This window comes from Spongiivirga sp. MCCC 1A20706, assembly GCF_046524175.1.
GTDB lineage: Bacteria > Bacteroidota > Bacteroidia > Flavobacteriales > Flavobacteriaceae > Spongiivirga.
In genome coordinates this window covers 92,884-112,192 of record NZ_JBEFZF010000003.1, presented here as the reverse complement: position 1 = coordinate 112,192, position 19,309 = coordinate 92,884, and the positions used below count along the sequence as shown (strand labels likewise).

Sequence of the window (19,309 nt, the reverse complement as noted above, 5' to 3'; positions counted from 1 at the left end):
TATGAATAAAGAATAATACTTCTTTACACTATTGGTTAACTCTTTTGTTCTTTATTAAAATATACCAAGTAATAGTACATCTGCTTTTCCTCATCCCAGCCTTTTTCGACAAATTTTTCTGCCGACTCCGGATTGATAAAATCCATTTTGATTTGAATATTAGTATCCAGATCAATGACATTTTTTATAGACTTTCTTGCGGCTGAAACCGCCTTGTTGGCAATAGGGAATGCAGTAAGATCTTCAATCTGATATTTAGGTGCTTTTTCTACTTTGTAGTGTTTAAACTCTGGAATAAGATCAGGATTATCGATCACCTCATTTAAAAAAGTAGATTCCTCAAAAGCATCATTTTTTGCAAAATGATTTACCGCACGGTTCATAAACATCACCTGCTCTTTTTTATCTTCTGCGGGTAGTACCACATCTTTTGCAAAATCCTGGCAGAACTTTAAGTATTTCTTGGTTTTGAAGTTTTCATCATTTAACGCATCTACTCCAAGAAAATGTTCTAGCCAATATTTAGTATCATATCTATTGCTGTCGACAGAAAGTATTTTGTATCCATTTTCTTTTTCCACATTGAAAATAATACACCCTTTATCTAACTTGTTCAAATTGATGCCTTGTTGCAATACCATTTCAAGATTATTCGATTGTTCTTCAAATTGCAGAAAATCATGTTTTACTTCTGATTTAAAAATACCAACCGCATCTACATTTTGATTATCAATGACCACATTCGTTAAATAGCTTACATAAACCTCTCCATTTTTAATGTGTGGATGTTGTGATTGATCAAATAGTAAACTTGTAATCTTTTTTGATTGTTCGTGCACATTTTCTGGGTTATCGAAAATGGCAGTTACAATTTCATAAAGACTATTAAAAGAAACGTCAACATCATTAGCAAACTGAAAGTAGTTTTCTTCTTTATCCCTAAAAGGTTTAAAAAAGAACTCTTTAATTAGTGGTTGAAGTTCATCCGTTAATTTGCATGGATTTTCAGATAGAAACATGCCTTCATTTCTGCTTTTGTTGCCAACTCTATGAAGCGATAAACTTTCAATATTTACAGGATATAGATTAATCATAAATAGGTGTGATTTTTTGAGCGGATTTTTAACAAATTAATTCCAGTTTTCATCAAAACCCAGTTCGTCATAATCTTCCGGGTCAAGATCATCATCGGTATTAAAGTCTTCAGTTTCAAATTGTTTTTCTGGCACTTCGTCAGGAAGTTGGCCATGCACAAACATTAAATTAGGGTAATCGGTACCATCAATTACATCTGCAATATCAGCAAGCTCTACTAAAAATGTCCATAAGTTGAAAAAATCATACACATAAATTAGTTTGGTTTTCTCTTTTGACACCACTTCTTCTAACATGGTTTCACCCATTAACCTCACTGGTTGACTCGCGTCACTCATATCAAAAAGTGAAATCTCCTCACCTTGATTCCAATCATCATCGCTGATGTAAAATGAAGCCATTTCTGTTCCGTCAAATCCAAATGATTGGGTTATGGAGTTATGGAAATCTTCTAGGGTATGATGTTTTAGCATCTCGATATCACGAAAAACATCTTCTTCGGCTTCTGAATCAAGAAGCACTCTGAAACGATATACCATTATAAATTGTTTAGCGGGTAAATTTACGAACTTTGAATGGTTGTACCTTGTTTTCTTGACTCTAAAAACAGGTAAAATTGTAGTCCGAATAATAATGTGGCAATTACCAAATGAATTGGCTGACTGCCAAATGGGAAATCAACATAAAACATCAGAATTCCGGTAATCACTTCGACAAAAATAAAAACCATCACCCAATTAATCTTGTTAAAACCAAGTTTCTTATTTTTATTTAAATACCATAAAAAGCCATTTGAAGCCAAAACTAATATAGATAGCGATCGATGTATATAAAAGGTTAAGGTAGGATTGTTAAGCCATAATTCAGGAGTATCATAGCCTACCGCTTTTATTTGAACATCGACATATTGACGTACCTGTGTGCCAATAATAACTTGAATAAGGCTTAAAAAGATAGCAGCTAAAAGAACGTTATTAAAGGTGATATTAAAAAGCTGTTGCCTAGGAACATCTTTACTCCGATAGATGAGCGTTAATAACAAGGCTACGATTAACAAGGCTACCGCCATATGAATGGTAATCTTATATGGAGCTAAATTAGAGTCGACCACTTCTTTACCCAACCAGGCTGTGAAGCCAAGTGCAATTAAGGTTAGTATTGACAAATGAGTAAGCCATTTATCGTCTTTAAAAAGAAAAAATGAAATTGCCGTTATTATCAGAATCGGGATGCCCGAAGCAGCACCAAGGAGTCTATTGATATACTCGATCCATGTGTGGAGCGGATTAAATATTGCATAGTCATGTTCGGTATACGCTTCCCAATTGGTATTACTATAACTAGCGCTCGTGGTGAAATCTTTGGGTGCAATTTGCAGTGCTTCATTGACAATTATTATACGTCCTTTTTTGTAAAACGTATCAGGCTGCCATTCTAGTGCTGCTCTTTCCGTTGGTGGAATATAAAACCCGAAACATTTAGGCCAGTCAGGGCAGCCCATTCCGCTTCCTGTCATCCGAACCACAGCTCCAGCTACAATCACTAGATATATTAGGATTAGGGATATTTTTGCAGCTTTTCTAAAGTTATTTTTCATAGTCTAATTTGAAGCGTCTTTTTTATTTTTCCAAGCAAAAACCGTTGCCATAAAAAAACCGACGAAGAGGAAATAAAAAAGAAATTGGCTAACGTCAAAAGGCTTTTTGTCGGTGAAATCAAAAATCGCCATTATTGTTGCAAAGGTTCCACCATTGGCGATAACAGAAAGTAAAAACGTTTTATTAAACCATCGCTTCATTTAACTTTTTTTAAACCAAGTTCTTTACCCTTTTGAAGCATCAGTTCTTTTGCAGCTTCATATTCATTAGGAATAGTACCTTCTAAAATTGCCTCTTTAATTGTTTCCTTAATAATTCCAATTTCCCTTGAAGGTTTTAAATTGAAGGTTTTCATGATTTCCTCACCAGAAACAGGAGGTTGAAAATTACGAATTTGATCGCGCTCTTCTACTTCGATCATTTTTTTACGCACCAGTTGAAAATTATTATGATATTTTCGAAATCGTTTGGGATTTTTGGTGGTAATATCAGCTTCGCATAAGGTCATTAAATCCTCAATATAATCACCAGCATCAAAAATTAATCTTCGTACTGCTGAGTCTGTAACGATGTCTTGAGCGATTACAATAGGTCGTGAACTCATCATCACCATTTTTTGAACAAATTTCATCCTTTCATTTAAAGGCATGCGTAAACGTTTAAACAGTTTGTATACCATTTTAGAACCAACAAATTCATGTCCGTGAAAGGTCCACCCAACTTTCTTACTGAAACGTTTTGTTGGGGCTTTACCAATATCATGTAATAGCGCGGCCCAACGCAACCACAAATCATCGGTGCGTTGGCTAATATTGTCAACTACCTCAAGTGTGTGATAAAAATTATCCTTATGGGTTTGGCCTTCAACTTCTTCCACGCCCTTAAGGGCTATCAACTCAGGCATGATATAGGATAAGAGACCTGTTTCTTCCAATAGTAAAAACCCAATTGAAGGTTTAGAACTTAATAATATTTTGTGTAGTTCGTCTACTATACGCTCTTTACTTATGATTTTAATTCGTTCTGCATTATGTGTAATTGCTTGGAGCGAAGCTTTTTCAATGTTAAAATTTAACTGCGTAGCAAAGCGAATAGCACGCATCATACGAAGCGGATCATCGGAGTATGTTATGTTGGGTTCTAAAGGCGTTTTTAAAATTTTCTTTTTCAGATCTTCAAACCCGTTAAAAGGATCAACTAATGCCCCGTAATCATGTTGATTTAGAGATATTGCCATTGCGTTAATGGTAAAATCTCTTCTGTTTTGATCATCTTCAAGTGTGCCATTTTCTACCGCTGGTTTTCTGCTGCTACGATCATAACTCTCTTTTCTGGCACCCACAAACTCTAGTTCGATATCGTGGGTTTTGATCATTGCAGTACCAAAGTTTTTAAACACCTGTACCTTGGTGTCCGGACCAATGCTTTTAGCAATTTGCTTTGCAAGCTCAATGCCACTTCCAACTGCTACGATATCAATGTCTTTTGGTCGATCTCGTTCCAGTAAATGATCCCTCACAAAACCACCAATGACGTAGGTTTCTAGCCCTGTTTGTATAGCAGCGCTTGCAACAAGATCAAAAATAGGATTTTTTAAGGCAGACTTTAAGTTATGTGTGCTCAAGGAGACAGTTTATTTTTTTGCTTGAAACAATGTAGCAAAGGTACTTTTTATACTTGTAAAGACCACGTATTAAAATCTCAAAAATTGCATAATGGTCGAATCGTTTAAAGAAGGATTTAAAAAATCATTTCCTAATAATATTGACCAAACCATTATTAGATAATTTAATAATGGATGAAGGTTTTGTTGTGACCTTTTCTTTTTCAAGCTTGACCACATAGTCAACACCATTGATTATATCAGCATGAATTTCTTTGAACGACTTAGGTGTTGGTTGCCCGCTAATATTTGCAGATGTAGAAACCAAAGGTCGCTTTAGTTTTTTAATAAGCTCTTGACAAAAGCGATGTCTCACAACTCGTATTGCTAAGGTATTATCATTTGCTACAAGGTTTGACGCAATTCTAATCGGATTGTCGTAAATTATGGTAGTAGGTTTTTGTGTGTTTTTTAGAATATCGTAAGCAACTTCCGGTACTTCTTCCACGTAATGTCCTAACATCCTAAAATCATTAACCATGCATATGAGTGCTTTGCTATCATCACGTTTTTTTAGGGCATAAACCTTTTTTATAGCATCAGGATTTGTAGCATCACAGCCAATACCCCAAACAGTATCGGTAGGATACAGAATTAATCCTCCTTTTTTCAAAACATTTAAAGATTGGTTTATTTCTTTATCAAGACTCATAATAGGGTAAAAATAGTATTTTTGTTCAACAATATTTGGTATGACTACAGCACTACTTTTTAGTACCTATAATTGGCCTGAGGCGCTAAACCTTCTCTTGAAAAGTATAATCAGACAGGTGGAAATGCCTGACGAAATTCTTATTGCCGATGACGGTTCTCGAAAAGAAACAAAACAGCTAATTGATAGCTACAGGGATAAGATTTCGGTACCCATTCATCATGTTTGGCACGAAGATAATGGCTTCAGGAAAACAATTATATTGAATCAGGCTTTGGCCAAATGCACTTCTGACTACATTATTCAAATAGATGGCGATTGTATTCTACCTTCTAAATTTATAAAAGATCATAAAAGTTTTGCAGATAGAGACTACTACGTATACGGTACTAGAGTTCATTTAAAAATGAGTCAAGTTAAAGAAATAGAAAAGAAGGAAAAGATTGACTTCTCATTTTTTAATGCTGCACTGAAAAAGCGGGCGAGAAGATTACGTTCACCAATTTTGGCACAAAACTCCAAACAAGAAGCAGTACTATCCAGAAAGTTGCGCGGTTGTAATATGGCATTTTGGAGAGAAGATATTCTAAAAATTAATGGCTTCAATGAGTCCATTCACGGATGGGGCCGATCGGATTCTGAACTAGCCGCCCGTATGTTAAACATTGGGATTAAGGCCCGTAGAATGAAGTTTATGGGTTTTGTTTATCATTTAGATCATCCTGTTAATGATAAAGGAAGACTTGGTGATAATAGTAAGATAGAAAGCAATACAATTAATAACAAAATAACTTGGGCTGATAACGGATTGGATAAATACCTATAGTTCAATTCCAAAGTACTCAATAAGAGCTTCCCATTGCGTTCTATTCTTATCATGGTCGATATTATGTTTTTTTAGGGATACTGCTTGTGTTCCAAAAATGGGAATCGCTTTTTTGGGTCTATTTTCAGCTTGAATAGATCGTGTCCCTTTTAAGAGAGACATCGCTTTAAACCAAAGATCATCCGCTTTAGGTGCCAGTTGCATAAATAAATCAACATTTACAACCCGACTATCAAGGCAATTTGGTGGATACAAAACACCTTCGGCACCGATGGGTAGTATGGCATTCTGATTCACCTGATTGTCATAAGGGTACAACCATTGTTTGTAAGGCAATACATTTCCTTTGGAGTCATATTGAATATACCTTGTTTGATTTCCGATTACGGCTTTAGGCTTTTTTAAGTGTTCATTATAGATAAGTGCTAACCAGTTTTTGCGATAAATCATGTCATCATCGCAGGTTACAATAATCTGATCTTGGTACTTTTTAAGACTGTGTATAAGCTTTCTATGTGAAAAAGTATAAGGTGATGATATTATTTCAAACCGATCGCCCTCAATTTTTCTCAAGCTATCGGGAAGCAACTCGAAATGATCTTCATTAAGCCATAAAACTACTTTCTCAGGCTTTTTAGATTGATCAAGAATACTTCTAACGGTAATATGAAGGGTTTTTAATCTACTGGGAATGGTTGTAAGTGATATTATAATGGGCAGTGATTTATCTTTACTTTCATGAAGAGATTTAGTTCGGAGTGATTTCAACCGAAGTGTATGATAAATAGATGTTGGTATTTCTTTAAGCTTCATGTTTATTGGATGGATAAATATGGGTAAGAAACGATATGAGTTTTTCAGTTATCAACGCTGGTTCAAATTCTCGATATAGTATTAAAGCATTTTCTTTTTGTTGCTTTCTGGATAGGTTTTGATATAGGTCCGGTTTAACATCCTTCAAATGTATTGCTTGATTGTTCTCATCGGCAAAAAGATGCCAGGCCTCTTTATTGATCCATGGAGAGAAAATGCTAAAAGTGGGCACATTAAGTGCTTTAGCCATATTAACAGCACCTCCTTCATTACCAATTAACGCATTGCAATGGGACAGGACCGCCAAAAATGATCGTAAGGAAGGTGTAAAAGCATCTAATTTAATGTGATTTTGCGTTTGGAGGTTGCAATGATCATATACTTCTTTAGCTTGATCAAATTGAGATGGGATGTAGTTAAAAAGGAGGTAAGCACCTGTTTTTTTAACAATCTGATCTAACAACTGTGCACTATATGTAGCCGGATAGGTCTTATTTTTAGAACTTCCAAGCACACTGATCATGATAATTTTATCATCTAACGAAAGTTTAAACTGTTTTAAAAAACTTTCTGCTTCTTTCTTTTCAGCATCGGTAAGATAAATTTTAGGCTTGACAATGATTTTCTTGTTGTCTATAAAGGATTCAACCAACAACAGACGGTCCTTTACCGCTAGATTATTACTTTCTTGCCGTTGACTTGAATCATAGGTTTTGTTATAAATCCATTTAGTATAAGACTTTTCCCAGGCAATTTTTGTTTTTGCACCAGAGAAAAAGCTTGTTAGATTACTTTCCAATTTACCATAAGCATCAATGACTACATCATATTTTTCTTTCCTAATAAGTTTAAGAAACTTATAAAGTTGAAACTTATTACTTCGGTACTCTTTTTTAAAAAGAACAAGCTTGTCAATCGATGGGTGGTTCTTTATAACAGACTCCGTATTTTCATTAATCATGTAATGAACAATACTATTTGGACGACTACGTTTTAAATTATCACAAATGATAGATGAGGTAAGTACGTCACCAATCATTTTTTGTTGAATAACCAAAATCTTCATACAGAAATTGTTGTCAAAAATATTAGTTTTTGAGATGATAGAAAAGAAACTTAACTTCGCAAAAGATTAAATAGCTCATTCCTAAATGAATATATCAGTAATCATAAGCACTTATAATGCGGAGGCTTGGCTTGAAAAAGTACTTATTGGTTATGATATGCAAATATTTAAAGATTTTGAAATGGTCATTGCCGATGATGGTTCCGGACCCAAAACTAAAGCTTTAATCGATAAATACCAGAAACTCGTAAGTTACCCAATTGTCCACGTGTGGCAAGAGGACGACGGTTTTCAAAAATCTCGTATTCTTAATAAAGCAGTAGAAGCTTGCAGTGCTCCGTATATAGTAATGAGTGATGGAGACTGCATTCCTAGACAAGATTTTTTAAAGATTCATGAAGAACATAAGGAACGCGGATACTTTTTGTCCGGAGGTTATTTTATGCTACCAATGAATATTTCTGAGGTTATTAATGAAGCTGATATCCGATCAGGCAGATGTTTTGATGCAAAATGGTTAGCAGCAAACGGGTTACCCTCTTCATTTAAGACGAACAAGTTAACCTCACATGGATTCAAATCTAGATTGTTAAATAAGCTCACTCCAACAAATGCCAGTTGGAATGGCCATAATGCTTCTGGTTGGAAAGATGATATTCTTGCAATTAATGGTTTTGACGAGCGTATGCAATATGGTGGTCAAGATCGTGAATTGGGAGAACGACTTTTTAATCTTGGGATCAAATCGAAACAAATACGATATAGTGCCATTTGTATTCATTTAGATCACCCAAGAGGCTACAAGAATAAGGAATCAATAGCAAAAAATCGGGCTATTCGTTTTGAGACCAGGTCCAAAAAGTTAAAGTGGACAGATCATGGTATTCAAAAAAAAGAGGAGGTTTTAAGTGAAACCGCTTAATTCTCCAGCTTATCTGCCAGTTCAAACCAACGCTCTTCTTTAACTTCGATTGATTTAATAACCTCTGCTAATTCTTTAGATTGTTCTAAAATGGCATCATTGTTTAGCGTTCCGCTAGCGAAAAGTGTTTCCATCTCTTTCTTTTTAAATTCTAGTTGCTTCAACTCTCTTTCAATTTTCTCATATTCTTTTTGCTCGTTATATGATAATTTATTGGAGCTATTCGTCTTTTTCCAGTGTCCTTTAACTACGGAAGTTTCTTTAGCGATAGGTTCCGGGGGCGTACTATCTTCATAACTTCTGAAATCGGAATAATTACCCGGAAAGTCTTCTATTTTGCCATTACCTCTGAATACAAAAAGATGATCTACAATCTTGTCCATAAAATAGCGATCGTGAGAAACCACGATCAAACATCCAGGAAAATCAAGTAGGAAGCTTTCTAATACGTTTAAGGTAACAATATCAAGATCGTTAGTGGGTTCATCTAAAATTAAAAAGTTGGGATTTTGTATTAGAACCGTACATAGATACAACCTTTTACGTTCGCCGCCACTTAGTTTCTCAACATAATCGTATTGCTTTTTTCTGTCGAACAGAAAACGCTCTAATAACTGTTGTGCTGAGATTTGCCGTCCCTTTTTCAAAGGAATGTAGTCACCAAATTCACGAATGACCTCAATTACTTTTTGACCAGGATTTATTTTAATACCCTTTTGAGTGTAGTAACCAAATTTTACTGTTTCGCCTACTACAATCTTACCGGCATCAGGCTGTAAACTTCCCGTTAGGATGTTTAGGAACGTCGACTTTCCAGTACCGTTTTTTCCAATTATACCCGCACGCTCTCCAGGTAGAAAGTTATGTTCAAATTGCTGTAGAATAACTTTTTCATCGAACGACTTACTTATTTTATGAAGTTCTACTACCTTATTGCCGAGGCGTTCCATGTTAATTTCTAACTGCAACTGATGATTCTCGCGTCGCTTATGCGCTTTTTGCTTTATTTCTTTAAAATCATCAATACGCGATTTCGATTTAGTAGTACGTGCTTTCGGTTGACGACGCATCCATTCCAACTCTTTTTTGTACAATTGCTTTGCTTTACCAGTGTTGACCGCTTCAAGTTGTAATCGTGCTTCTTTTTTCTCTAAATAGTATGAGTAGTTACCTTTGTATGTGTAAAGTTGTCCATCTTCCAACTCAACGATCTCATTACAAACTCTTTCAAGAAAGTATCGATCGTGTGTTACCATAAACAGCGTGATATTCTCCTTGGCAAAGTAGTCTTCCAGCCATTCGATCATTTCTAAGTCAAGGTGATTTGTCGGCTCATCTAGAATAAGAAGGTCTGGTTTGTTCAGCAATGCATTTGCCATGGCCAAGCGTTTTTTCTGACCACCTGACAACATTCCGACTTTTTGATCTAATTGTTCGAGTTTTAGTTTGAACAGAATTTGCTTGTACTGCGTTTCAAAATCCCAGGCTTGAAGTTGCTCCATCTCATCAAAAGCCTTTTGATATGCTTCTTGATCATCAGGATTGCCAAGTGCTTGTTCATATCGTTCAATTACCTTTAATATCTCATTGTCAGAAGTGAAAATGGTCTGCTCAACTGTAAGGGCAGCTTCTAAGTTAGGTTCCTGTGGTAGAAATGAGATCTTTATGCCTTTTCTGCTTACTACCTGGCCTGAATCCGGAGTAGCTACTCCGGCGATGATATCGAGAATAGATGTTTTTCCTGTTCCGTTTTTTGCAACAAAGGCTATTTTTTGGTCTTTGTTGATTCCGAATGAGATATCCTCGAATAAAACACGTTCGCCAAAGGCTTTCGATATATTTTCAACTGAAAGGTAGTTCACTTAAGCTCAATAAAAGTTGACAACAAAGGTACTAAGCTGAAGTAGTTTTTTGAGGTTTTCAATCTATTTAATTAATCTATCGGAAAAGCAACTCTCAAACTTACACTTCCTCTATTTATTGGCTCAAAATCTTTATTGCTTAAACGTATATGTGGATTTATGGATAACCTGAAAGGTTTACCACCAATACCAAAATATGGAACGAAGCGTAGGCTTTCATCTAGGAAATTGGTGTAATAGATTAATTCTGACCCTAAAACAAAACCACCAAAACTAACAAAACCACCTAATTTAGGGCCTATCAGAAATGAGTTTTTGACGAATCCCATTTCGCTAGTAGCGTACCAGTTGGCACTAGTAGCATGAACTCCTGAAGTACTGGATTTTTGATACCCAATTTCAAGAAGATGAAATTTACTGGTATTTGGTTCACCAAAATTGTAGTGATATCCAATTACGAACGATCTATCTTTAATGAATCCTGATGAGGTAACTTGATTTTGGTAGGCAAAGGCAATTTGATTGCATATGACTAATAAGCAGCAAGCAAGTAATAGTTTATTTAGTGGTTGCATTGGTTGAAAAGTATTGATATAAATACCAATAACGTATCAATAATAATACCAAAATAGGAGTAAGGGAAATAGCAAAAAGCTGAAAGCTAAATACCCATAAAATGAGCATTAAGATGAGTGCTCCTATTAGAAAGGAAACGTATCGTTTGTTCCACTTTAAATCATTCTTTTTTAGATAAAATAGGAATATGATGTTAGGGGCAAACGCCCAGAGAATATTAAAATTATTATCACTAGATGTATGGTCAGTAGCAAACCATAGAAGTAGCAAACCAATTCCGATTAAGCCGGTGAGTGAAAATATGAGCCAGTCCAGCAGCTTCGTTCTTTTACCTCTTTTTTTGTCTCTATAGGTTATATAAATCCCAAGAATAGTTAATAATGAAAATATGAAAAAGGGGCTCCAGAAGAAATCAATTTCGAAACTTGATTTTCGTGTGCTATCAATTATAGTGGCAGACTTTTTTATTATGGGAATGGTCCCATTTTCCGACTTTAATGTGGCCTTTTCAAATGCTTTATTTAGATATTGCGGAATGTACATATGTTCCATAGGAGTTGCTTCGCTGTCTATAACAGATCCTAATGCGGTTGTAATACCGAGATTCCCCCAGTCATTGACTGGCAATTCATCTAAGTATAGCTGTCTAATGGTACGAAGTTTGGCGACATACGATTCATCAAATTTGAGGTTGTCTCCTAAAATAGACTGAAGAACATCCCTAGGTCTAGTAGCACAATTATCGTAAAAGTAATCGTATAAGTAAGAGCTGTTTTGTGGCTTAGCATTGATCAATAGTTTATCAAAAAATTGCTGTTTTTGATCTTGATTTAAAGCGAGCCATTGTTCTTGTACAGATTGATTATCACGTTTGTAAGCACGTTCCAAAAATTCATAGCGGTAGTTAGAGAGCTTATATAATAATCTGCCCTTGGCAAAATTTAGATAGAAATTGGGTTGATCAAAATCAAAGGAACCATAGTTAAACACCACATCAAAACCATTTACAGGATCGTTAACACGAACTGCGGTATGTCCGAACTTAGTATATAAATTATCTCCAGGACCTCCGGTAAGAATACTTATTTCTGCTTCAGTAGACAAGGTGATGTCTTGCGCAACGACAGTGTTGAAAAAGGACAAGAAAATAAAAAGTATGTAAAAAAATCTCATAGTAATTATGCTCTTCAAATAGGTTGGTGCATGTATTCCTTTGGTGAAAATAGAAATATTAGTTTGTTTTACAGAACAAGATATTCATAAAATAAATCAAAAGAGGTTGTTTCATTATTAAGATACTTTAGGGTCATTTCTTATTTTAGCATTCGCGAAACCAACGAATGAAGAAACACATTCCAAACCTTTTTACCTTTGCCAACTTATGTTGTGGCTTATTAGCCATAATGTTTGCATTGAGGCACGAATTGGATTATGCTGCTTTTCTAGTCTTTTTGGGAATTTTCTTTGACTTTTTTGACGGACTAGCTGCACGGTTGTTAAAAGTAGAAAGTGAATTGGGGGTACAGCTAGACTCTCTTGCTGACCTCGTTACTAGTGGTGTAGTCCCTGGTTTTGTTATGATGCAACTTCTAGCAAGTAGCATAGGGAGTACCGCTATTTCCGGAGAATGGGTACTTGCCAGTTCGTTTGTTCCTTATATTGCTCTTTTGATACCTATAGCATCAGCATATAGACTGGCCAAGTTTAATATTGATGAGGAACAAAAGGATTCGTTCATTGGTCTGCCAACACCGGCCAATGCTATTTTAATTTTATCACTTCCGTTGATCATTGATTACCAATTTAGTGAGTTATCAGCTGGTATAATTCATAATTATTGGTTTCTAATAGGTCTTACCTTGCTGAGCACTTTTTTACTTAATGCGCCCATTCAACTTTTTGCACTGAAATTTAAAAGCTGGGGTTTTAAAGAAAATGCAGTTCGCTACGTTTTTATTGCATTATGTGCAATTTTGTTAGTGTTACTCAAGTTTGTTGCTATCCCAGTTATTATTACCAATTATATTTTTTTATCATTATTTTCTAAAAGTAAAAAGGGCTAACGAAGTTTTTCTTTGAAAATAAATTGTGAAGCCATACGACCGAAATTAGCCTGTTTATAGGTATTGTTATGGTCCCCCTTGACATAAATTAACGTACTGTTGGGCAATAATTTTTGCAGCGCTTCTCGATTGCCATTCGTGGTATCTTCTTTTCCTGAGATAATTAAAATTGGGATTTCTATGTTAGCACATTGTGCTGCTGTCGTTTTGGGTTGATGTTGTTGCTGTAAGCTTAAACTTTTAAGGTCAGCATTAATAGATTTTGCGTACGTAACGGCACCTCTGGTCATATCATTTAGCTCATCTTCACCACTAAATGCTTTGGCAAATAGTTCGGGAATTTCCCATTTAGGATTTGTAAAATCAGCTCCTACGCCACCAATAACTGCTTTTCTAATTCGATGATCCATTGTCAGTAATTTAGTAAGTATAATAGCACCCCGCGAGTACCCAACAGCTTTGTACGACGAGATATTTAAATGATCTATTAATGCGATGATATCTTTTAATTCGGCGCTGTTTTGGTACGCTTCGTCATTTTGAGGTTTGTCCGATTCGCCATTGCCTCTCAGGTCAGGCGCAATTACACGGTAACCTTTCGCTAACAGTACTTTTTTGAGGTCACTCTTATCCCAATTTTTTCTTGTGTTTATAAAACCATGAAGTAATACTACTGGATATCCATTACCTTGGTCGCTATATGCAATTTTAATCCCGTCATGCGATTTAAAATAATGAGTTTTTTCCTGAGCGCTTCCTAAAAAACTAAAAAGAATGAAAAGAAAAACGAAAATTGATTTCATATTAATTTGTTAATTAGAAAAAGATATAAGCTGTTGAATGGAACACTTAAAACTCAAGCTTCTTTTTACGAAGTTCGAAGTTTTGACCAAGGTATACTTTTCTAACCATTTCATCTTGCGCCAGCTCTTCTGGTTCACCGGCCTTAAGAATGCCACCTTCAAACATCAAATAGGTACGATCTGTAATTGCTAAGGTTTCTTGCACATTATGATCCGTAATCAAAATACCGATGTTTTTGTTTTTAAGATGTGCCACAATACGTTGAATATCTTCTACCGCCACAGGATCAACTCCAGCGAATGGTTCGTCCAACAAAACAAATTTAGGATCGGTTGCTAACGCTCGCGCAATTTCAGTGCGGCGACGTTCGCCTCCCGATAACAAATCACCACGGTTTTTTCGAATATGGCCCAAACCAAATTCTTCAATCAGCGATTCCATTTTATGGTGCTGTTCTTTTTTACTGAGTTTTGTAAGTTGCAGTACACTAAGTATATTATCTTCAATACTTAACTTTCTAAAAACAGAAGCTTCTTGTGCCAAATAGCCAATTCCGTTTTGTGCCCTCTTGTACATGGGATATTTGGTAATATTGGTATCATCGAGATAGATCTGACCTCCATTTGGTTTAATTAACCCAACTATCATATAAAATGAGGTAGTTTTCCCGGCACCATTAGGTCCTAGAAGCCCGACAATCTCACCTTGATTTACCTCCAAGGAGATTCCTTTAACCACCTTTCGACCCCGGTAGGTCTTCATTATGTTATCAGCACGTAAGATCATAACTCAAAGATGCGGTATCAAAGCATAAATACCAAATACCTATTCCCAAAATCTTATTAAAACCATTAGCTTGCTTCTAAGGCTTCCCAATATTCATAGGCGCGTCGCAAATGAGGAATAACAATCGTGCCGCCTACTAAGGTTGCAATACTTAGGCTTTCCATAACCTGTTCTTTACTTATTCCTTCTTTGTAGCAGGTTTCTAAATGATATTTTACACAATCATCACAACGCAATACGGTAGAAGCAACCAGTCCTAAAAGCTCTTTGGTTTTTACATCGAGCGCTCCCTCCATGAATGCATTAGTATCTAAGTTAAAAATGCGTTTAATGATCTTGTTATTGTCGTTCAATAACTTACTATTCATTCTTTCGCGATAAGCATTAAATTCTTCTACTTGATTCATAGCTGTATTACCTTTTAGCCTTTGCTGCTTTTTCCTTTTTTAATTGATTTTTAATTACCCGTTTTGAGATTATGATGCTTATTTCATAAAGAATTAATACTGGAATAGCAACAATAATCTGACTTGCAATATCTGGTGGCGTAATAATAGCCGATAGAATAAGAACGACGACTAATGATATTTTTCGGTACTTTCTTAAAAAATCTGGAGTGACCAATCCTATTTTGGTAAGAAAATAGATCACAATAGGAAGTTCAAAAATAACTCCAGATGCTAAAACTGATGCTCGCACAATGCCTATATACGAATCAAGGTCAAACTCGTTCATTACATCAGCACTGACCTGGTAACTTCCTAAGAAATTAAGTGATAACGGTGTTACCACATAGTAGCCAAATAATACTCCCATGAAAAATAATAACGAGGATATCCAGATAAAACCGCCTGCATTTTTTCGTTCATTTTCATACAAACCGGGGCTTATAAACTTCCAAAACTCATAAATAACATAGGGGAAGGCAACAATAAGACCTGCGGTTATTGATGTCCACATATGCGCTGAAAATTGTCCAGCTACTTTTCTACTTTGAAGCGTATACGGTATTTCATCTAGACAAAAAGCTTGATCAAGACCAATGGCTTTAGAGATATTACAGAGAATCCGAAAGGTTGGAAAATTGACATCTCTGGGTCCAAACAATATCACATCAAAAATGATACTTTTTGCTAAAAACGCCACAGTTCCACCAATTAATATCGCAGCTGTCGCTCTTATTAAATGCCACCTTAATTGTTCAAGATGTTCTAAAAAAGACATCTCAGTGCCTGCTTGCTCACTTGCTCCCATTAAATAATACCTTCTTTAATAAGATTATGTAAATGTACCACACCAGCATAATTCCCATTTTCTTCTGCTAATAGTTGAGAGATGTTATTCTCTTCAAGTACCTCTAACGCGTCAACTGCCATTGCATTGTTATTAATAACTCTAGGATTCGGAGACATTATGTCCTTTGCCTTAAGCAGGCTAAAGTCATCATTGTTATTAAGCATTCGCCTAATATCACCATCAGTGACAATACCAATAATTTTATCTTTTTCGGTGACTGCAACCACGCCCAGCATATTTTCAGAAATCTCTACGATCACCTTTTTTATACCGCTTTCGGCATTAACTTGTGGTTTCATATTTTGAGAAGTAATATCGCTAACTCGTAGGTATAACTTTTTCCCTAAAGCTCCGCCAGGGTGATACTTTGCAAAATCGCTACTAGAAAATCCACGAATATCTAAAAGGGTAACGGCAAGTGCATCGCCCACAACCAATTGTGCCGTTGTACTTGTTGTAGGGGCCAGATTGTTTGGACATACTTCTTTTTCGACATATGAATTAAGCACGCAATTGGCTTCGGTACCTAAAAACGAATCCTTGTTTGCGGTAATAGCAATAATGGGATTCTTGTAGTTTTTAATTAAAGGAACCAACACTTTAATTTCCGGAGTGTTTCCACTTTTAGAGATACAGATGACAACATCATCTTTTAAGATATTACCAAGATCACCGTGAATGGCATCTGCAGCGTGCATAAAAATTGCCGGTGTTCCAGTTGAGTTAAAAGTGGCCACAATTTTTTGTGCAATGATGGCACTTTTACCAATTCCGGTAACAATTACACGACCTTTTGAGCTGTAAATCAGGTCGACAGCTTCGCAAAAATTTTCATCTACAAGATCAACTAAATTGGCTATAGCATTTGCTTCTTCTTGTATGGTATTTCGGGCAACCCGAATTATTTTCTGTTTGTCCATTAAATAGGCAGCTAAGTTTTGTTTAACCTAAAAAATGCTTATATTTCATTATACAAATGCAAATGTAGCTATTAATTACTTAGCGATAGTGAGTGCCTATGGAAATTGATTTACATAAGGAGCTGAAAAAATACTTCGGTTTTAGTCAATTTAAAGGATTACAAGAAAAGGTAATAAATAATATAATAAATGATCATAACACTTTTGTGATCATGCCAACGGGTGGTGGAAAGTCACTTTGTTACCAATTACCTGCCTTGGTAAAAGAAGGAACTGCGATAGTAGTATCTCCCTTGATTGCCTTGATGAAAAATCAAGTTGATGCGTTGAGAAGTATATCTGAGGAAAATGGGATCGCTCATGTATTAAATTCTTCATTAACCAAAACCGAGATCAGGCAGGTTAAAGAAGATATGACCAATGGTGTTACCAAGTTACTCTACGTAGCCCCCGAGTCACTTACTAAAGAAGAAAATGTTGATTTTTTGCGTTCGGTTACCATTAGTTTTATGGCAATTGATGAAGCGCATTGCATATCAGAGTGGGGTCACGATTTTAGGCCAGAATACCGCAATCTTAAAAACATTATTAAGCGAATAGGAGATCAAATACCTATTATAGGTTTAACTGCTACTGCTACACCAAAAGTTCAAGAAGATATTTTAAAGAACCTAAGCATGACAGATGCCAAGGTTTTTAAGGCATCATTTAACAGGCCTAATTTGTTTTACGAGGTACGTCCTAAAACAAAAAATGTAGATGCTGATATCATCCGGTTTATTAAGCAGCACTCGGGAAAGTCGGGTATTGTGTATTGTTTGAGCAGAAAACGGGTCGAGGAACTAGCGCAAACACTTCAGGTAAATGGTATAAATGCCGTACCATATCATGCTGGTTTGGATGCTAAAACCAGAGTGAAACATCAAGATATGTTTTTAATGGAAGAGGCTGATGTTGTAGTGGCAACTATTGCATTCGGAATGGGAATTGATAAACCTGATGTCCGTTTTGTAATTCACAATGATATCCCTAAAAGTATTGAGAGTTATTACCAAGAAACAGGTCGAGCCGGTCGCGATGGAGGAGAAGGAATATGCTTAGCCTTTTATGCCTATAAGGATATCGAAAAGTTGGAGAAATTCATGTCCGGCAAACCAGTTGCTGAGCAGGAAATAGGTCATGCACTCTTACAAGAAATGGTTGCTTATGCCGAAACCTCAATGTCCCGTAGAAAATTCATACTTCATTATTTCGGAGAAGATTTTGATAACGACACAGGAGAAGGAGGTGACATGGATGACAATGTGCGAAATCCTAAAAAGCGACATGAAGCGAAAGAAAAAGTAGTTAAATTGTTAGAAATTGTTGATGCTACTAAAGAGAAATACAAGTCAAAAGAAATAGTGAATACACTTATCGGGAAGTCAAATGCTTTGATGAAGTCTCATAAAACTGATGAGAAACCTTTTTTTGGTACTGGTAAGCAAGAAAATGATAAGTTTTGGATGGCATTATTGCGTCAGGTACTGGTATCAGGTGAACTACGCAAGGATATTGAAACATATGGTGTTATCAAATTGACTGATAAGGGGCGTGATTTTTTGAACACTCCGCAGTCCTTTATGATGACCGAAGATCATGCTTACGACAGTGAAGATGATGGCAGTATCATAACAAATGCAAAAGGTAGTGGAGCGGTAGCCGATGAAAAATTAATGACCATGCTGAAGGACTTAAGAAGAAGCACTGCTAGGCGATTAGGCGTTCCACCATTTGTTGTTTTTCAAGATCCTTCTTTAGAAGATATGGCATTAAAATATCCGGTAAGTCTAAAAGAGCTATCGAATGTTCACGGTATTGGTGAAGGTAAGGCTAAAAAGTACGGATCAGAGTTTGTTGAAATGATCGCCCAGTATGTCGAAGACAATGACATTATTCGACCTGAGGACATGATTGTTAAAAGTACTGGTGCCAACTCAGCGCTTAAGTTATATATTATTCAAAATGTAGACAGAAAACTTCCATTGGATGATATCGCATCTGCTAAAGGAATGGAGATGGCAAATTTTATAAAAGAAATGGAAGCCATAGTGTATTCTGGTACTAAACTGAATATTGATTATTGGGTTGACGAAATTCTAGATGAAGATCAACAAGAAGAAATTCACGAATATTTCATGGAATCGGAATCCGATAAAATAGATGATGCTATAGAAGAGTTTGATGGTGACTATGATGATGAGGAACTGCGCTTATACCGAATCAAATTTATTAGCGAGGTCGCCAATTAACGGCTTCGTAATTGATCAACTTTTTACTTCATTCAGAACAACACTTCTCAAGCTGAATCTATTTCAGCTTCTCAGC

20 protein-coding genes are annotated in these 19,309 nt (G+C 35.9%); 4 read left to right on the top strand and 16 right to left on the bottom strand.

Annotation, left to right across the window (positions count from 1 at the left end; translation table 11 throughout):
- Positions 1–35 precede the first annotated feature (35 nt).
- From ABN763_RS08385 to ABN763_RS08360, 6 genes are all read right to left on the bottom strand, one after another.
- On the bottom strand, positions 36–1,094 hold the full coding sequence (locus ABN763_RS08385; protein WP_410485006.1) for a nucleoid-associated protein: 1,059 nt from the start codon (positions 1,092–1,094) through the stop codon (positions 36–38).
- A gap of 36 nt (positions 1,095–1,130) precedes the next feature.
- Positions 1,131–1,634, bottom strand: a complete 504-nt coding sequence (locus tag ABN763_RS08380) for an IS1096 element passenger TnpR family protein (protein ID WP_410485005.1) — start codon at positions 1,632–1,634, stop codon at positions 1,131–1,133.
- A gap of 23 nt (positions 1,635–1,657) precedes the next feature.
- Positions 1,658–2,692, bottom strand: a complete 1,035-nt coding sequence (locus ABN763_RS08375; protein WP_410485004.1) for a COX15/CtaA family protein — start codon at positions 2,690–2,692, stop codon at positions 1,658–1,660.
- Positions 2,693–2,695: 3 nt separating this feature from the next.
- Positions 2,696–2,893, bottom strand: a complete 198-nt coding sequence (locus ABN763_RS08370) for a hypothetical protein (RefSeq protein ID WP_410485003.1) — start codon at positions 2,891–2,893, stop codon at positions 2,696–2,698.
- Positions 2,890–4,317, bottom strand: a complete 1,428-nt coding sequence (locus tag ABN763_RS08365) for a CCA tRNA nucleotidyltransferase (protein ID WP_410485002.1) — start codon at positions 4,315–4,317, stop codon at positions 2,890–2,892. Before ABN763_RS08365 ends, ABN763_RS08370 begins: the two co-directional genes overlap by 4 nt.
- Positions 4,318–4,441: 124 nt before the next feature.
- Positions 4,442–5,008 carry an L-threonylcarbamoyladenylate synthase gene (locus ABN763_RS08360; protein WP_410485001.1) on the bottom strand — a complete coding sequence of 189 codons (567 nt, stop codon included), beginning with the start codon at positions 5,006–5,008 and terminating at the stop codon, positions 4,442–4,444.
- Positions 5,009–5,048: 40 nt separating this feature from the next.
- Between ABN763_RS08360 and ABN763_RS08355 the strand changes: the two genes are divergently transcribed.
- A complete protein-coding gene (locus ABN763_RS08355; protein WP_410485000.1) occupies positions 5,049–5,834 on the top strand; it encodes a glycosyltransferase family 2 protein in 786 nt (261 codons plus the stop codon).
- Here the strand turns inward: ABN763_RS08355 and ABN763_RS08350 are convergent.
- Together ABN763_RS08350 and ABN763_RS08345 are read right to left on the bottom strand one after the other, a co-directional pair.
- Positions 5,829–6,647, bottom strand: coding sequence for a glycosyltransferase family A protein (locus ABN763_RS08350; protein WP_410484999.1), 819 nt, complete (start codon positions 6,645–6,647; stop codon positions 5,829–5,831). The two genes, ABN763_RS08355 and ABN763_RS08350, sit on opposite strands and share 6 nt — an antisense overlap.
- Positions 6,637–7,713, bottom strand: coding sequence for a glycosyltransferase family 9 protein (locus tag ABN763_RS08345; protein ID WP_410484998.1), 1,077 nt, complete (start codon positions 7,711–7,713; stop codon positions 6,637–6,639). Before ABN763_RS08345 ends, ABN763_RS08350 begins: the two co-directional genes overlap by 11 nt.
- Positions 7,714–7,798: 85 nt before the next feature.
- Between ABN763_RS08345 and ABN763_RS08340 the strand changes: the two genes are divergently transcribed.
- Entirely contained in the window at positions 7,799–8,635 is an 837-nt protein-coding gene (locus ABN763_RS08340) for a glycosyltransferase family 2 protein (protein WP_410484997.1), read from the top strand.
- Here the strand turns inward: ABN763_RS08340 and ABN763_RS08335 are convergent.
- From ABN763_RS08335 to ABN763_RS08325, 3 genes are all read right to left on the bottom strand, one after another.
- Positions 8,632–10,497, bottom strand: a complete 1,866-nt coding sequence (locus tag ABN763_RS08335; protein WP_410484996.1) for an ABC-F family ATP-binding cassette domain-containing protein — start codon at positions 10,495–10,497, stop codon at positions 8,632–8,634. The genes ABN763_RS08340 and ABN763_RS08335 overlap by 4 nt on opposite strands.
- A 71-nt stretch (positions 10,498–10,568) precedes the next feature.
- Positions 10,569–11,072: a hypothetical protein gene (locus tag ABN763_RS08330; protein ID WP_410484995.1), complete on the bottom strand. Its 504-nt coding sequence runs from the start codon at positions 11,070–11,072 to the stop codon at positions 10,569–10,571.
- Complete coding sequence (locus ABN763_RS08325) at positions 11,056–12,246, bottom strand: DUF4105 domain-containing protein (RefSeq protein WP_410484994.1); 1,191 nt, start codon at positions 12,244–12,246, stop codon at positions 11,056–11,058. Before ABN763_RS08325 ends, ABN763_RS08330 begins: the two co-directional genes overlap by 17 nt.
- Before the next feature lie 167 nt (positions 12,247–12,413).
- On the opposite strand from ABN763_RS08325, the gene ABN763_RS08320 reads away from it, so the two are divergent.
- Positions 12,414–13,136, top strand: coding sequence for a CDP-alcohol phosphatidyltransferase family protein (locus ABN763_RS08320; protein WP_410484993.1), 723 nt, complete (start codon positions 12,414–12,416; stop codon positions 13,134–13,136).
- Here the strand turns inward: ABN763_RS08320 and ABN763_RS08315 are convergent.
- The 5 genes from ABN763_RS08315 to ABN763_RS08295 form a co-directional block, all read right to left on the bottom strand.
- On the bottom strand, positions 13,133–13,939 hold the full coding sequence (locus tag ABN763_RS08315; protein WP_410484992.1) for an alpha/beta fold hydrolase: 807 nt from the start codon (positions 13,937–13,939) through the stop codon (positions 13,133–13,135). The two genes, ABN763_RS08320 and ABN763_RS08315, sit on opposite strands and share 4 nt — an antisense overlap.
- Before the next feature lie 46 nt (positions 13,940–13,985).
- Positions 13,986–14,726: an LPS export ABC transporter ATP-binding protein gene (gene lptB / locus ABN763_RS08310; RefSeq protein WP_410484991.1), complete on the bottom strand. Its 741-nt coding sequence runs from the start codon at positions 14,724–14,726 to the stop codon at positions 13,986–13,988.
- Positions 14,727–14,791: 65 nt separating this feature from the next.
- Entirely contained in the window at positions 14,792–15,133 is a 342-nt protein-coding gene (locus tag ABN763_RS08305; protein WP_410484990.1) for a carboxymuconolactone decarboxylase family protein, read from the bottom strand.
- A 7-nt stretch (positions 15,134–15,140) separates the two neighbouring features.
- Positions 15,141–15,980, bottom strand: a complete 840-nt coding sequence (gene tatC, locus ABN763_RS08300; RefSeq protein ID WP_410484989.1) for a twin-arginine translocase subunit TatC — start codon at positions 15,978–15,980, stop codon at positions 15,141–15,143.
- Positions 15,980–16,942, bottom strand: coding sequence for an SIS domain-containing protein (locus ABN763_RS08295; protein WP_410484988.1), 963 nt, complete (start codon positions 16,940–16,942; stop codon positions 15,980–15,982). The genes tatC and ABN763_RS08295 overlap by 1 nt, the downstream gene beginning before the upstream one ends.
- A gap of 98 nt (positions 16,943–17,040) precedes the next feature.
- Here ABN763_RS08295 and ABN763_RS08290 point away from each other — a divergent pair, with 98 nt between their 5' ends.
- The gene (locus tag ABN763_RS08290) at positions 17,041–19,233 is read left to right on the top strand and encodes a RecQ family ATP-dependent DNA helicase (protein WP_410484987.1); all 2,193 of its coding nucleotides are present in this window, start codon (positions 17,041–17,043) and stop codon (positions 19,231–19,233) included.
- Positions 19,234–19,309: the final 76 nt, after the last annotated feature.